Here is a 13,264-nt window from a genome sequence, read left to right on the forward strand (position 1 = left end):
GCGCGAGGCCGGCGTCGCGCTCGCGAGCACCGGCGGCGTCGCCGGGCGGCCGGGCGCGCGGATGCGTGTCGCGGCCGCGAGGTCCGCGAGCACGGCATCGGCGCTCGGCGCCGGCGCGACCGGGCGCGCCTCGGCGGCATCGGGGCCCGGGTCGAGCACGTCGACCACCAGCTTCGGCCCATGATGGAAATGCCGGAAGCGCGCCCCGGGGCGCGCATCGATGCGCACCACCGCGCCATCGGCGGAGACCGCCACCACGTTGCGCGGCACCGCGACGCCCTGGGCGATCTGCCCGGCGGCAGCGAAGCGGATGACCAGGCCCTCGGCGGTCGCCTCGGCCTGGTAGTCGGTGCGCGATGGCCAGTCGAAGACGATGCGCCCGTAGCCCGGATGGGTGCCGGTGCGCACCGCGATCCGCGGGCCCGCCTGGTCGGCGGTCGCCACCGGGACTTCATTCGCGACGGCGGCGGGCAGCGCGACGCCCGCCAGAAGAACGACGGCCAGGGGCATCATGCGGAACACCCGCGCCTGCCCCGACGCCTTCCAGGCCAGATGGGGTGGAGCGCCTCCGGCCCGGTGTCCTTCATTCATCGGAACGTAACCTCCTGCTGCGAGCCGCCCTGAATAATACGCATGCGCGTCGAAGGGGAAGGTGCCTGCGGACCGGTAAGCGCGGAGGAAACGTCGGAACCGAAAACCAGCGAAGGGCGCGGGCCGGTCGCCTCGGGCACGCCCTCGATTGAACGGACCGCGAGGGAGATGCGTCCGAGCTGGACCGCCACCGCCAGCCGCTCGGCCTGCTCGGGCGTCGTTTCAAGCGTTACCGTACGGGCCACCACCCGTGCTGCCGTCGCGTCGGTTCCGCTGTGACTGATCTGCTGATCCACCGCGATCACCCTGACGGCGGACAGGATGGTCTCGCCGACGACGCGGCGTCCAGCCGATTCCGGCCCCTGCTGCCCCTGCTGCTGCTGGAGGTTCTGGGTCAGGATCAGGTCGACCTCGTCGCCCGGCCAGATCAGGCCCGAGGCGCCGGTCACGACATCGACGCCGATCGAGATGGCGCGCGTGCCCGGCCGCAGCACCGCGGCCAGGAAGCCACGGTCGCGCGGGCGCAGCACGTCGGTGCCAATCACCGGCTGGTTGGGATCGATGAAGCGGCGCAGCAGCGCGCCGCGCAGTTCCGCCAGGGAGGCCGAGCCGCCGGTGAAGGCGCCTTCCGGCACGGCGTCGGCGGCGACCTCGCTTTCGCGGAAATCCTCGTCCTTCAGCAGCGTGCCGATCGACAGCGGCCGCGCGGCCACCAGCATGCGGACCCTGGGCGGCGGCGCGACCACCGGCGGCGCCTCCACGCGGGCGACCTGCTGGGGGTTGCCTGCCGGCTGGATCAGCTGGAGGGCCAGGATCCCGAGGCCGGTGGCGCTCAGGACCAAGGAGACGACGACAAGAAGCCGCAGGAACATGGGTCAGGCCCTCGGCAAGGAGATCAGGAGGAGGAGGCCGCCGCAGGCGATGGCGACGGCGTAGGGAAGTGGCCCGCGGCGACGGATGCGCCAGGCCTCGACCGCCAGCACGCGGCGCAGCAGCGTGGCGTCGCCAGCCACGCGCGTCTCGGGCACCAGGTAGCGGCCCAGGATATAGGCGACGCCCAGCGCGCCGCCGGCGAAGACGGTGGCGACGGTGAAGTCCCAGGTGAGCGCGGGCGGCAGGCCGACCGCCATCGCCGCGAGCAGCTTGACGTCGCCGCCGCCCAGCCAGCCGCGGGCGGCGATGGGCACCAGCACCAGGAAGATGCCGGCGCCCAGCAGCAGGGAGGTGCCGGCCGCCGCCCAGCCGTCGAAGGCGCGGGCGACAAGGCCGGCGAGCGCGATGGCGATGGGAATGGCGTCGGGGATCAGGCGCGTCGCGATGTCCCGCAGCGCCGCGATGACGAGCAACGGCAGCGCCAACGACAGGAACACGACGGTTGCGGACACGGTGCGATCATCCCTCGCTCAAGCGCCATCAGCGGTTCGCCGCAAGGGAAGCCTGCGCGTCGAGAAGGACTTCCCCGAGTATACGAAAGGCAGAATTGTTCGGCTCGATCAGAATGACGACGGCCGTCCCGACAACGATGACGACGCCAACCGACAGAATGGCGTATTCGGCCGCGACGACGCCGCGCCTGGTGCTCGCAATCCTGGCGATCACTCGGGCCATCTTGGCCATTACCGCGCCCCCTTGCTGATGGCGGATCCTCCGCGCGCTCAGCGTGCTCTATTTTCCGCAGTCGTTCAACGACTTGTGAGGCGCCCCCACGTCCTGGGGTGCTCTCCGGGGCGCCGCAAGGCGTTTGCGGCGGCAGGAAACAGGTCTTGCGTCACCAGGCCGAGGGTGCGGCGGGCGGCCTGGGCCACCCGCCGCAATCCTCGCAGTTCGTCAGCGGATCTGGTTGGCGCCGGCGACTTCGCCCTGCGTGGTGGTGATCTGCTGGCCGACCGCGGTGAACGCGTCACGCAGCGACTGGCCGAACAGCGACACGGCCGAACCCACGATGATGACCACGCCCACGGCGAGGATGGCGTACTCGGCGGCGGTCACGCCCTTGCGGTTGGCAGCGGCGCCACGGAAAGAAGCCAGGAACTTGCGAATCATGTCGATCCCCTTCGGTTAATCTCAATAACGAGCCTCATTGCGTGAGACCAACCACTCCCGCTCGCCTGGGTATCAGCGGTTGGCCTGCGAAGGGGATCAACTGGGTGCAGTTGGACCCCCGCGACAACGCAACCAAACCACAGGGGTTAACCGACCGTCAATGAAAAAAAACACGAAATTGTATTTTTTTTAAGACGATTGCCGAAACTGCCCAAAAATGGGGGCGAACCCGACCCTCCATCGCGACCCTACACGACCGCCGCAGGGACGAAACCAACGCATCGCGCGCATGCCGCGGCGCGATCTATCGCCGTTTCGTCCAAATTTCGGGAAGTCGCGCGAATTCGCAGCGTCGCGCGGGCCGCCGCTCCGCCCCCGCAACATCAATGTTTCGTGATTCGGCCAGCCAGCCCTGGCGGCTGCCCCGCCCCGCGCCGCCGGCGATTGCCCGCCCGGGCCGATCGGGCATGATCGCCCCCAGGAACCAGACCCAAGGAACGTCCCATGCGCCTCGGCCAGGGCAGCCCCACCCGCCCCACCACGCGCCTGCGCGCCCTGATCGAGGCGCATCGCCCGCTGGTCGTGCCCGGCTGCTTCAACGCCATGTCCGCCCGCATCCTGGAGGATGCCGGCTTCCCGGCGCTGTACATGTCGGGCTACGGCACCTCGCTGAACCTGCTCGGCCTGCCCGATGCCGGGCTCGCCACCCTCACCGAGATGGCGTTGAACGCCAAGCTGATCGCCGCCGCGGTGAAGGTGCCGCTGATCGCCGATGCCGATACCGGCTTCGGCAACGCGATCAACGTGGTCCGCACGGTCGAGGAATACATCCGCGCCGGCGTCGCCGGCCTGCACCTGGAGGACCAGGTGGCGCCCAAGCGCTGCGGCCATGTCGCGGGGCGCGAGGTGATCGGCCGCGACGAGGCGGTGCTCAAGATCCGCGCGGCGGCCCGCACGCGCGATGCGCTCGACCCCGATTTCGTGGTGATCGCCCGCACCGATGCGCGCGGCGCGCATGGTGGATCGCTGGACGACGCGATCGACCGCGCCAATGCCTTCCTCGATGCCGGCGCCGACCTCGCCTTCGTCGAGGGGCCGAAGGATGTCGCCGAGGTCGCGCGCATCGGCGCCGAGGTGCGCGGGCCGGTCTTCTACAACATGACCGGCATCTCGCCCCGCCTGTCGGCCGAGCAGATGGCGGAGCTGGGCATCCGCGTGTGCATCCTGCCGGGGGCGGCGATGCGCGCGACGATCATGGCGATCCACGATTTCGCGCATGCCCTCAAGACCGACGGCCCGATGGCGGAGGCCGCCTACGACGCCCGGTTCCGGCAGCACCCGATGGGCAATCTGCACGGCTTCGCGGGCTTCGACCGCATCCGCGACATGGAGGCCGAGTTCCTGCCCGAGCAGAACGCGCAGAAATACGAGGGGGGCCTGGGCTACGCGCCCAAGGCGGCTGAGTAGCCCCCTACCCTACGCGCAACCCGGTCGCCACGACGATCCGCCGCGCCGTCTCGCGATCGCGCCGGATCACCGCCGCGAAGGCCTCCGGGTCCGACTGCACGGCATCCGCGCCCGCGGCATCGAGCCGCCGGCGGGCCTCGGGGTCGGCCAGCGCGGCGCGCATCGCCGCGCTGATCCGCTGCACCGCCGCCTCCGGCGTGCCGGCAGGCGCGAACACCCCGGTCCAGGACGACATGTCGTAGCCGGGGAAGCTCTCCGCGATCACCGGGATCTGCGGCAGCGAGGCCTGGCGACGCCCCGCCGTGCTGGCGATCAGCGTGGTGCCGCGCTCCACCGCCGGGCGCAGGCTGGAATAGGAGATGATCCCCGCATCGATCCGCCCCCCGGCGAGTTCCCGCGCCACGTCGGCGCCGCCGCGGAAGGGCACGTGTTCAAGCCGGATGCCGGCCGCCATCTGCAGCGCCTCGCCCATGAAGTGGCCGATATGCGCGACCCCCGGCGTGCCATAGGTCACCAGCCCCGGCCGCTGCTGCGCCTGCGCCACGAAGCCGGCCAGGTCGGTGGCGGGAAAGCCGGCGCGCACGCCGATGATGTAGGGCTGCGTCGTCACCTGCACGACCGGGATGAAGGCCCTGGCGTAGTCGAAGGGCAGGTCGCGGCGCACCTCGGGCAGCGTCGCGAAGGTCGCGCCTTCGAACAGCAGCGTGTGGCCGTCGGCGGGCGCGCCGTGCACCGCCTGCGCGCCGATCGCGCCCGATGCCCCGGTCCGGTTCTCGATGATGAAGGACTGCCCGAGGTGCTCGCTGACGCGGGCCTGCAGGATGCGGGCGATGGTGTCCGCCACGCCGCCGGCGCTGTAGGGCACGACCAGGCGGACCGGGCGGTCCGGCCAGGCCGCCTGCCCGCGCGCCACGCCGGGCAGCGCCAGCATGCCGAGCCCGAACAGGCGCCGCGTCATCCTCGCCATGCACCCTCTCCCGTTCCCGCGGGCGCTTGACCGCACCCGTCCATCGCGGCGTGATGCCGCCGCTGCGCCGGACGCTCCCTTGCCCGCCCGCCAGCGTCAAGCACCCGGGAGGAAGGCGGCCATGCCGCGGACGATGTTCGACAGGATCTGGGACCCGCATGTGGTGGCGGACCTGGGTGGCGGCTGGTCGCTGCTGCATTGCGACAGGGTGCTGGTGCACGATCTGTCGGGCGCGCGCGCCCTGCAGGAAGTGGGCGAGGCCGGCCATGCGGTGGCGCGCCCCGACCTGGTCTTCGCGACGCCCGACCACGCCGTCTCCTCGGCGCCGGGGCGCACCTCGGAGACCTTCCCGACCGGCGCGCGCCTGCTGGCCGGGCTGCGCAGGCGCGCGGCCGAGACCGGCGTGCGGCTGTTCGACCTGGGCCAGGACGGCAACGGCATCGTGCATGTGATGGGGCCGGAACTCGGCATCGTGCTGCCCGGCACGGTGCTGGTCTGCGGCGACAGCCATACCTGCACCAATGGCGGGGTGGGGTCGATCTCCTTCGGCATCGGCGCGTCGGAGCTGCGGCACGTGCTGGCCACGCAATGCCTGCCGCAGAAGAAGCCGCGGACCATGCGGATCCGCTTCGAGGGCGAAGCCCCGCCCGGTGTGACGCCCAAGGACATGATCCTGGCCGCGATCGGGCGCTTCGGCGCGGCGGCGGGCACCGGCTATGCCGTCGAATACGCCGGGTCCGCGGTGCGCGCGCTGTCCGTCGAGGGCCGCCTGACGCTGTGCAACCTGTCGATCGAGATGGGTGCGAAGATCGGCATGGTCGCCCCGGACGAGACCACCTTCGCCTGGCTGAAGGGCCGCGACTTCGCCCCGCGCGGCGCATCGTGGGATGCCGCGCTGGCCGATTGGCGCGCCCTGCCGTCGGATGACGATGCGGTGTTCGACCGCGACCTGCTGATCGACATGCGCGACATCGCCCCGCAGATCACCTGGGGCACCAGCCCCGAGCAGGTGCTGCCCGTCACCGGCCACGTCCCGGACCCAGCCGACGCGCCGAACGACGAAAAGCGCGCCGACTGGGAGAAGGCGCTGGACTACATGGGCCTGACCGCCGGCGCGCCGATCGAGGGCACGAAGGTCGATTGGGTCTTCATCGGATCCTGCACCAATTCCCGCATCGAGGACCTGCGCGCCGCCGCCGCCGTCCTTCGAGGGCGCCGTGTCGCCTCGCATGTCACCGCCTGGGTGGTGCCGGGCAGCGAGCGCGTGAAGCACGCCGCCGAGGCCGAGGGCCTGCACACCGCCTTCCTGGACGCCGGCTTCGAATGGCGCGAACCCGGCTGCGCGCTGTGCGTCGCGGCCAATGGGGAATTCGTGCCGGCGGGGGCGCGCTGCGTCTCCACCTCCAACCGCAACTTCGTGGGCCGGCAGGGCACGGGGGCGCGCACGCACCTGGCCTCGCCCGCCATGGCGGCGGCGGCGGCGCTGGCGGGCGCGATCGCCGATGTCCGGTCCTTCGCGGCGTAAGGGGGCAGCACCGATGGACAGGTTCACCACCGTCAGCGGCCCCGCCGCGCCGATGCTGGGTGCGAATATCGACACCGATGTCATCATCCCGATCCAGCGCCTGGTCGGCACCGGGCGCACCGGGCTCGGACCGCACGCCTTCGAACGGCTGCGCTACAACAAGGACGGCTCCGACAATCCCGACTTCGTGCTGAACCGCGCGCAGTACCGCGACAGCCCGATCCTGCTGGCGGGGCCGAACTTCGGCTGCGGTTCCTCGCGCGAGGGTGCGGTCTGGGCGCTGATGGGCATGGGATTCCGCGCCGTCATCGCGCCGTCCTTCGGCGACATCTTCTTCAACAACTGCTTCCAGAACGGGTTGCTGCCGGTGCGCCTGCCCGAGGACGTGATCCGCCGCATCGCGGAGGAGACGGAAGCGGCGCAAGGGGCGCGCCACACGGTGGTTGACCTCGCGCGCCAGGTGGTGGTGACGCCCGAGGGCGCCGAGATCCCGTTCAGCGTCGATGCGCGCAAGCGCGACGCGCTGCTGGAAGGGCTCGACGACATCGCGCTGACGCTGAAGCAGAAGGACGCCATCCTGGCCTGGCAGAAGGCCGACCGGGCGAAGCGCGCCTGGGCGTGGGAGACGGTGGAGCGTTAGAACGGTTCGCGTTCAGATGGAATCGTCCGAACGCGTGAAGATGCTCTGAAAACAACAGGCTGGAGCCAGCGACGTGAGCGCGAGCGAACGCGGCATGCTCCAGGTCCTGCCCACAAGATGCGTGGGTTTCCCCATGCACGCAGCGGACCGGCAGGGCACTGGAGCCCAGGGCCGGTGGCCCGAAGACGAAGCCCGCGGGACGCCGGAACCGCGACACTGGCGCCGCTTCCGTTCGACCGGAGCCGGCCGGATGGCCAGGGATGCCCGGAAGACCAACCGGCCAATGTGTCTGCCGTGATCCCTGGCGCACGGGACATCCGCTGGCCGTGGCCACCTGATTCGCCTTCCGCGACGCTTCCGTCCTAGCCTTCCCGCAACGAAACGGGAGGGAGGTTCCATGCGTCGCATCCTGCTGGCCGCCGCGGCGGTGTTCATCGCATTCCCCGCCGCCGCGCAGGAGCGCACGATCCGCGTGATCTCCGGCTTCGCCGCCGGCGGCGCCGGCGACCTCATGGCGCGCCTGATCGCCGAATATGTCCCGCCCATCATGCCCGCGCGCGGCGTGGTCGAGAACCGCACCGGCGCCAACGGCCTGATCGGCGCCGAGGCCGTCGCGCGCAGCGCGCCCGACGGCAATACCGTGCTGCAATGCCCGATGGGCAGCATGACCATCACGCCGAACCTCCCCGGCGTTTCCATGCCCATCGACCCACGCACCGAGATGACCGGCGTGGCGAATGTCGCGCTGTCCACCTATGCGCTGATCGTCGCCGCGCGCGGCCCGCACCAGGACGTGCCCGGCCTGCTGGCCGCCGCCCGCGCGCGCCCGGGCGGGCTGTCCTATGCCTCGGCCGGCGTGGGGTCGGCGCAGCACCTCTCGGCCGAGTTGCTGAAGGCGCGCGCGGGGGTCGACATCGTGCACGTGCCCTATCGCGGCGCCACGCCCGCGGTGGTCGACATCCTGGGCGGGCGCATCGACTTCATGATCACCAACCTCGGCGACGTGATGCGCCAGATCCAGGGCGGCGAGTTGCGCCTGCTCGCCCTCGGCGACGATGCGGGGTCGCCGCTGTTCCCGAATGCGCGGCCGATCTCGGCCTTCGTGCCGGGGCTGCAGATGGCCGGCTGGTTCGGCATCTGCGGGCCGCGCGGCATGACCGCCGCCGCGCTGGCGCAATGGTCCGACGCGACGCGCCGCGGCCTCGAGAACCCGCAATTCCGCGAACGGCTGCTGGCCAATGGCCTGACGCCGCATTTCGAGGACACCGCCTCCTTCAACGCCCGCATCGCGCGCGACCTGACCTCCTGGGGCGAAGTGATCCGCGCCGCCGGCGTGCGCGGCGACTGATGCGCCTGGCCGCCTTCACCAAGAACGGGGTCAACCCGAACTACCAGGCCTTCTTCCGCGGCGTGGAACGCGCCGCGGCGCACCAGGACGCGCGCGCCACCTGGCATGTCCCGGCCACGCCCGACGACCCCGCGCAGCAGATCGCCCTGCTGGACGCCGTGGTCGCCGAGCGCCCCGACGCCATCATCTTCGCCCCCGCCGACGATGCGCGGCTGGAAGCACCGGTGGCGCAGGCCATCGCGCGGGGCATCCCCTTCATCGGCTTCGTCAACCGCATGGCCGGCGACTTCGTCACCTTCATCGGCGCCGACGACGTGGCGATGGGGCGCACCATCGCCGGCGTCATCGTCGATGCGCTGGGCGGTGCCGGCGATGTCGTGCTGGTCGAAGGCCCCGACACCGCGCCCACCAGCCGCGACCGCGGCCGCGGCTTCCGCGAGACACTGGCGCGCCACCCCGGCATCCGCGTGCTCGGCACCGCGCCGGGACGCTACCTGCGCGAACCGGGACGCACCGCGATGCAAGCCCTGCTCGCGCAGCATCCGCGCATCGACGGCGTGATCTGCACCAACGACCTGATGGCGCTGGGCGCGCTGGATGCGCTGGACGCCGCCGGGCGCCACGCGCTGGTGGTCGGCAACAACGGCACCATCGAGGCCGCCGGGCAGATCGCCGCCGGCCGCCTGCTCGCCTCCATGGACTACGATGGCCAGCGCATGGGCGCGGTGGCCGCCATGGCCGCGCTGCGCCACCTGCGCGGGCAGCCGGTCCCGCGCGAGATCCTGCTGCCCGCCATCCCGATCACGCGCGCCAACCACGCCGCCTGGCTGGTGCCGATCGACCAACGACCCCTGCCCCTTTGGGCCGACATCGTCCCGGAATGAACGCCATGACCATGACCCGACGCGCCGTCGCAGCCGCCATCGGCGCTGCCTTCGCGACACCCGCGCTGGCCCAGCCCGGCTGGCCGACGCGCCCGGTGCGCCTGATCAGCCCCTTCGCGCCGGGCGGGCCGCAGGACGTGCCGGCGCGCTACTTCGTGGACTACCTCACGCCACGGCTCGGCCAGCCGGTGGTCTATGACAGCCGCGCGGGCGCGGGCGGCCAGGTCGGCATGCAGCATGTCGCCACGGCAACCGACGGGCACAGCTTCCTGATCACATCGAACTCCGTCGCCACGCTGCCGGCCTTGCGGCGGGAGCTCGGCTTCGACCCCTTCACCGACCTGCTGCCGGTGACGATGGTGACCGAGGCGCCGCTGGTCTATTGCGTGCGGGCCAATGGGCCGGCCGACCTCGCCGCGTATGTCGCACGCGCGAAGGAAGCGCCGGGGCGGGTCTCGGTCGGCAGTTCCGGCATCGGGTCGGCGACGCACCTCGCCTCGGCCTTCCTGATGCAGAAGGCCGGCATCGAGTTGCTGCACGTGCCCTATCGCGGTGCCGGGCTGATCATGACCGCGCTGCTGGGCGGCGAGATCGACACCTTCGTGGGCGACCTGTCGCTGGCGCTGGAACACATCCGCGCCGGCACCATCCGCCCGATCGGCGTGACCACCGCCACGCGCGCGCCGCTGCTGCCCCAGACCCCCGCGATCGGCGAGAGCATCCCCGGCTACGCGGTCCCGTTCTGGTTCGGGCTGTTCGCCGCCCGGCAGACCGCGCCCGACGCGATCCGGCGCCTGAACACCGAGCTCGCCCCCCTCGCCGCGCCGGACAGCGAGCTGTCGCGGCGCATGGCGGATCGCGGGTCGAAGCTGCTGCTGGACGGACCGGCGCCGCTGGCCGCGCGGCTGGCGGCCGAGGTGCCGCAGTGGCGCCAGGTGGTGCAGGCCGCCGGCATCACCATGGAGTAGCCGCCCCGTTGCGCCGCGGGGCCGGACCTGCGAAGGACGCGCCATGCTGCTGAACATCGGCAAGTCGGCGCTCGACCCCGCGATCCTGTCGGCCTTCGAGGTCGAGACCCTCGCGGTCCGCGTGCCGGGCCTCGCGCGCCCGGTGCTGCTGCGCACGCGCGAGACCGACCAGCAGGTGTTCCGCAAGGTCTTCGTGCGGTCCGAATACCAGCACCGCTTCGCGCCGCACGCCGCCACCATCATCGACGCCGGCGCCAATGTCGGCGTCTCGGTCCTGTGGTTCCGCCTGCGCTACCCCGAGGCGCTGATCGTCGCGCTCGAGCCCGACCCGGCGAATTTCGAATGCCTGCAGGCGAATTGCGGGCATCTGGACCGCGTCGTGCTGATCAACGCGGCGCTCTGGAGCGACGACACGGAACTGGCGCTGCAGACGACCCTCGCGGGCAAGCCGATGGAGTCGTGGTCGACCCGCACCATCGCCGCCGGTGCCGCCGACACGCCGGGCGTCGCGATGACGCGCGCGCTGTCGCTGCGGTCGGTGATGGCGCAGGCCGGCATCGACCATGTCGACCTGCTGAAGATCGACATCGAGGGCGCGGAGAAGGACGTCTTCGAGGCCACGGACCTCGAATGGCTGGACCGGACCTCGGCGATGACGGTCGAATTTCACGACCGCTTCCGGCCCGGCTGCAGCGCGGCGGTGCAGGCCGCGCTCGCGGGGCGCGCGCATGAATCCGCGCGCAAGGGCGAGAATTCCTGGTTCCGCCTGCTGCGGTAGCGCGGATCCCGGCGCGCCGCGCCAGGCCCGCTGTCAGGGACGCATGGTGAAGGCGGCCAGGCCCGGCGCGCGCAGCGGGTCGGCCAGCCGCGCGAATTCGCACAGCAGGCGCCGGCTGTCGCGCGGGTCGATGATCTCCTCGACCCAGAAGGCCTCCGCCGTCCGGAAGGGCGATCGCAGCTTCTGCAGACGCGTCTCGATCTCCGCGACCTTGGCGTCGCGATCCTCCGCGGCGGTCACCTCGGCCGCATAGGCGGCTTCCACGCCACCTTCCAGCGGCAGCGATCCCCAGCGCGCGGACGGCCACGCATAGCGCATGGAATACCGCCCCGCCGGCTGGTGCACCACGCCCGCCACGCCGAAGGCATTGCGCAGGATCACCGTGCACCAGGGCACGCGGGCCTGGTTGACGGCCGCCATGGCACGCACGCCCCAGCGGATGGTGGCGGTCTTCTCCGCCTCCAGCCCCACCGCGAAGCCGGGGCAATCCATCAGGTAGACCACCGGCAGGTGGAAGGTTTCCGCCAGGTCCACGAAGCGGATGATCTTCTGGCAGGCATCCGCGGTCCAGGAGCCGCCCTGGAAGACCGGGTCGCTCGCGAGCACCGCGACCGCGCGGCCGTCCAGGCGCGCGAAGCCCGTGATGACAGGGCGGCCGAACCACGCGCCCATCTCGAAGAACGAGCCCTTGTCCACCAGCGTCTCGATGATCGGGCGCATCTTGTAGGCCTGGCGCGGGTCGCGCGGGATCGCGGACAGCAGCTTCTCGTCGCGCCGCGCGGCGTCGTCGCGCGGGCGCACCGCCGGCGGCAGGTCGAACACCGAGGACGGCAGGTAGGACAGGAAGCGCCGCGCGCGGTCGAAGGCCTCGGCCTCCGTCTCGACCGCATCGTCGACGCCGCCGGCCCTGCACTGGATCTCCCAGCCGCCGAGGTCGCGCTTGTCGAGCTTCTCGCCCAGGCGCGCCACCACCGGCGGCCCCGCGACGAACATCGCGGAGGTCTTCGTCATCACCGAGTAATGCGCCGCCGCCAGCCGCGCCGCGCCGAGCCCGGCGACCGACCCCAGCCCCAGCGTCACCACCGGCACCAGCCCCATGTTCGCAGTGGTCTGGTAATACAGCTGCGTGCCGCCGACGCCGCCCGGCAGGTTGGCCCGCCCGGTCGTCTCGATGGTCTTGACCGACCCGCCGCCGCCCGAGCCCTCGATCATGCGGATGATCGGCAGGCGGAGTTCGGCCGCCATGCGCTCCGCCATGATCGGCTTGTCGCGGATGGTGGCGTCGGCGCTGCCGCCGCGCACGGTGAAATCGTCGCCCACCACCACGACCGGGCGGCCATCGACCAGCGCGCGGCCCATCACGCAGTTGGACGGCGTGAAGGATGCCAGTTCGCCCTGCGCATCGTAGTCGGCGCGGCCGGCGATGGCGCCGACCTCGTGGAACGACCCGCGGTCGGCGAGTGCCTCGACGCGTTCGCGCACGGTCAGGCGGCCGCCATCGTGCTGGCGCTTGACCTTGTCGGGCCCGCCCATGGCGCGGGCCAGCGCCTCGCGCCGGCGCAATTCGTCGAGTTCAGGCTGCCAGGTCATGCGTGGAGAACGTCCCTTGCTCGCGGCAGTCTCACGCCGCGGCGCACGGTCGTCCAGCCATGCACGCAGACCCTTCGGCGATGCGCGACAGCGGACACGCCCACGCCGCGGCGCACCTCCGGCGATGCGTGCGCCGGCGGCCACGCGGCATGGCAGGTCAGGGCGGCAGCACGTCGGCGCGCAGGAACCACAGCGTCAGCGTATCGCCATTCACCAGGCGCAGGCGCACCAGGTCGGCCTCGGCCGCCTCCAGCACCCAGGCATTCAGCCGGAATGTCGTGCGGCAGCCACCGGCGGCGCGGGCCTCGGCGAGCAGGCGCGGCGGCGTATCGGCGGCCTGCCGCAGCAGGCGCAGCGGTGCGGCGTCGGCACAGCCCAGCGTGCCGTCGCGCGCGACGCGCCAGGCGGTGGGCGCCGGCGGCACGGCAGAGGCCGGCGCGGCGGCGGGCGCCGGGGTGGCGGG

14 protein-coding genes and 1 pseudogene are annotated in these 13,264 nt (G+C 72.0%); 7 read left to right on the forward strand and 8 right to left on the reverse strand.

The genetic code is table 11. The features are described 5' to 3' along the window. The 5 genes and pseudogenes from LQ222_RS24960 to LQ222_RS24980 all read right to left on the reverse strand — a co-directional run. Positions 1 to 513 (reverse strand): annotated as a pseudogene (locus LQ222_RS24960) (hypothetical protein); the annotation flags it as partial. A 74-nt stretch (positions 514 to 587) separates the two neighbouring features. Continuing rightward, positions 588 to 1,463: a Flp pilus assembly protein CpaB gene (gene cpaB / locus LQ222_RS24965; protein ID WP_230169587.1), complete on the reverse strand. Its 876-nt coding sequence runs from the start codon at positions 1,461 to 1,463 to the stop codon at positions 588 to 590. A 3-nt stretch (positions 1,464 to 1,466) separates the two neighbouring features. Beyond that, positions 1,467 to 1,976, reverse strand: a complete 510-nt coding sequence (locus tag LQ222_RS24970) for a prepilin peptidase (RefSeq protein ID WP_230169588.1) — start codon at positions 1,974 to 1,976, stop codon at positions 1,467 to 1,469. A gap of 28 nt (positions 1,977 to 2,004) precedes the next feature. Further along, positions 2,005 to 2,208 (reverse strand): hypothetical protein, encoded by a 204-nt coding sequence (locus LQ222_RS24975; protein WP_230169589.1) that lies wholly within the window; start codon positions 2,206 to 2,208, stop codon positions 2,005 to 2,007. A 210-nt stretch (positions 2,209 to 2,418) separates the two neighbouring features. Beyond that, positions 2,419 to 2,634 carry a Flp family type IVb pilin gene (locus LQ222_RS24980; RefSeq protein WP_230169590.1) on the reverse strand — a complete coding sequence of 72 codons (216 nt, stop codon included), beginning with the start codon at positions 2,632 to 2,634 and terminating at the stop codon, positions 2,419 to 2,421. Positions 2,635 to 3,138: 504 nt separating this feature from the next. On the opposite strand from LQ222_RS24980, the gene LQ222_RS24985 reads away from it, so the two are divergent. Then, the gene (locus LQ222_RS24985; protein WP_230169591.1) at positions 3,139 to 4,101 is read left to right on the forward strand and encodes an oxaloacetate decarboxylase; all 963 of its coding nucleotides are present in this window, start codon (positions 3,139 to 3,141) and stop codon (positions 4,099 to 4,101) included. A gap of 4 nt (positions 4,102 to 4,105) precedes the next feature. Here the strand turns inward: LQ222_RS24985 and LQ222_RS24990 are convergent, their stop codons facing one another. Then, the gene (locus LQ222_RS24990; RefSeq protein ID WP_230169592.1) at positions 4,106 to 5,068 is read right to left on the reverse strand and encodes a tripartite tricarboxylate transporter substrate binding protein; all 963 of its coding nucleotides are present in this window, start codon (positions 5,066 to 5,068) and stop codon (positions 4,106 to 4,108) included. Between the two features lie 121 nt (positions 5,069 to 5,189). On the opposite strand from LQ222_RS24990, the gene leuC reads away from it, so the two are divergent. From leuC to LQ222_RS25020, 6 genes are all read left to right on the forward strand, one after another. Continuing rightward, positions 5,190 to 6,593, forward strand: coding sequence for a 3-isopropylmalate dehydratase large subunit (leuC, locus tag LQ222_RS24995; RefSeq protein WP_230169593.1), 1,404 nt, complete (start codon positions 5,190 to 5,192; stop codon positions 6,591 to 6,593). 13 nt (positions 6,594 to 6,606) lie between these two features. After that, positions 6,607 to 7,233, forward strand: coding sequence for a 3-isopropylmalate dehydratase small subunit (gene leuD / locus LQ222_RS25000; RefSeq protein ID WP_230169594.1), 627 nt, complete (start codon positions 6,607 to 6,609; stop codon positions 7,231 to 7,233). Between the two features lie 397 nt (positions 7,234 to 7,630). Beyond that, a complete protein-coding gene (locus LQ222_RS25005; protein WP_230169595.1) occupies positions 7,631 to 8,581 on the forward strand; it encodes a tripartite tricarboxylate transporter substrate binding protein in 951 nt (316 codons plus the stop codon). Further along, the gene (locus LQ222_RS25010; protein ID WP_230169596.1) at positions 8,581 to 9,465 is read left to right on the forward strand and encodes a sugar ABC transporter substrate-binding protein; all 885 of its coding nucleotides are present in this window, start codon (positions 8,581 to 8,583) and stop codon (positions 9,463 to 9,465) included. The genes LQ222_RS25005 and LQ222_RS25010 overlap by 1 nt, the downstream gene beginning before the upstream one ends. Positions 9,466 to 9,470: 5 nt before the next feature. Then, positions 9,471 to 10,433 (forward strand): tripartite tricarboxylate transporter substrate binding protein, encoded by a 963-nt coding sequence (locus LQ222_RS25015; protein ID WP_230169597.1) that lies wholly within the window; start codon positions 9,471 to 9,473, stop codon positions 10,431 to 10,433. A 43-nt stretch (positions 10,434 to 10,476) separates the two neighbouring features. Continuing rightward, the gene (locus tag LQ222_RS25020; protein WP_230169598.1) at positions 10,477 to 11,211 is read left to right on the forward strand and encodes an FkbM family methyltransferase; all 735 of its coding nucleotides are present in this window, start codon (positions 10,477 to 10,479) and stop codon (positions 11,209 to 11,211) included. Between the two features lie 33 nt (positions 11,212 to 11,244). Here LQ222_RS25020 and LQ222_RS25025 read toward each other — a convergent pair whose 3' ends face one another. Next, positions 11,245 to 12,801 (reverse strand): acyl-CoA carboxylase subunit beta, encoded by a 1,557-nt coding sequence (locus LQ222_RS25025; protein WP_230169599.1) that lies wholly within the window; start codon positions 12,799 to 12,801, stop codon positions 11,245 to 11,247. A gap of 157 nt (positions 12,802 to 12,958) precedes the next feature. Then, positions 12,959 to 13,264, reverse strand: a 306-nt coding sequence (locus LQ222_RS25030; RefSeq protein WP_230169600.1) for a hypothetical protein, incomplete at its 5' end; no start/stop codon positions are given.

The sequence above is a fragment of the Roseomonas sp. CECT 9278 genome (assembly GCF_918698155.1).
GTDB lineage: Bacteria > Pseudomonadota > Alphaproteobacteria > Acetobacterales > Acetobacteraceae > Neoroseomonas.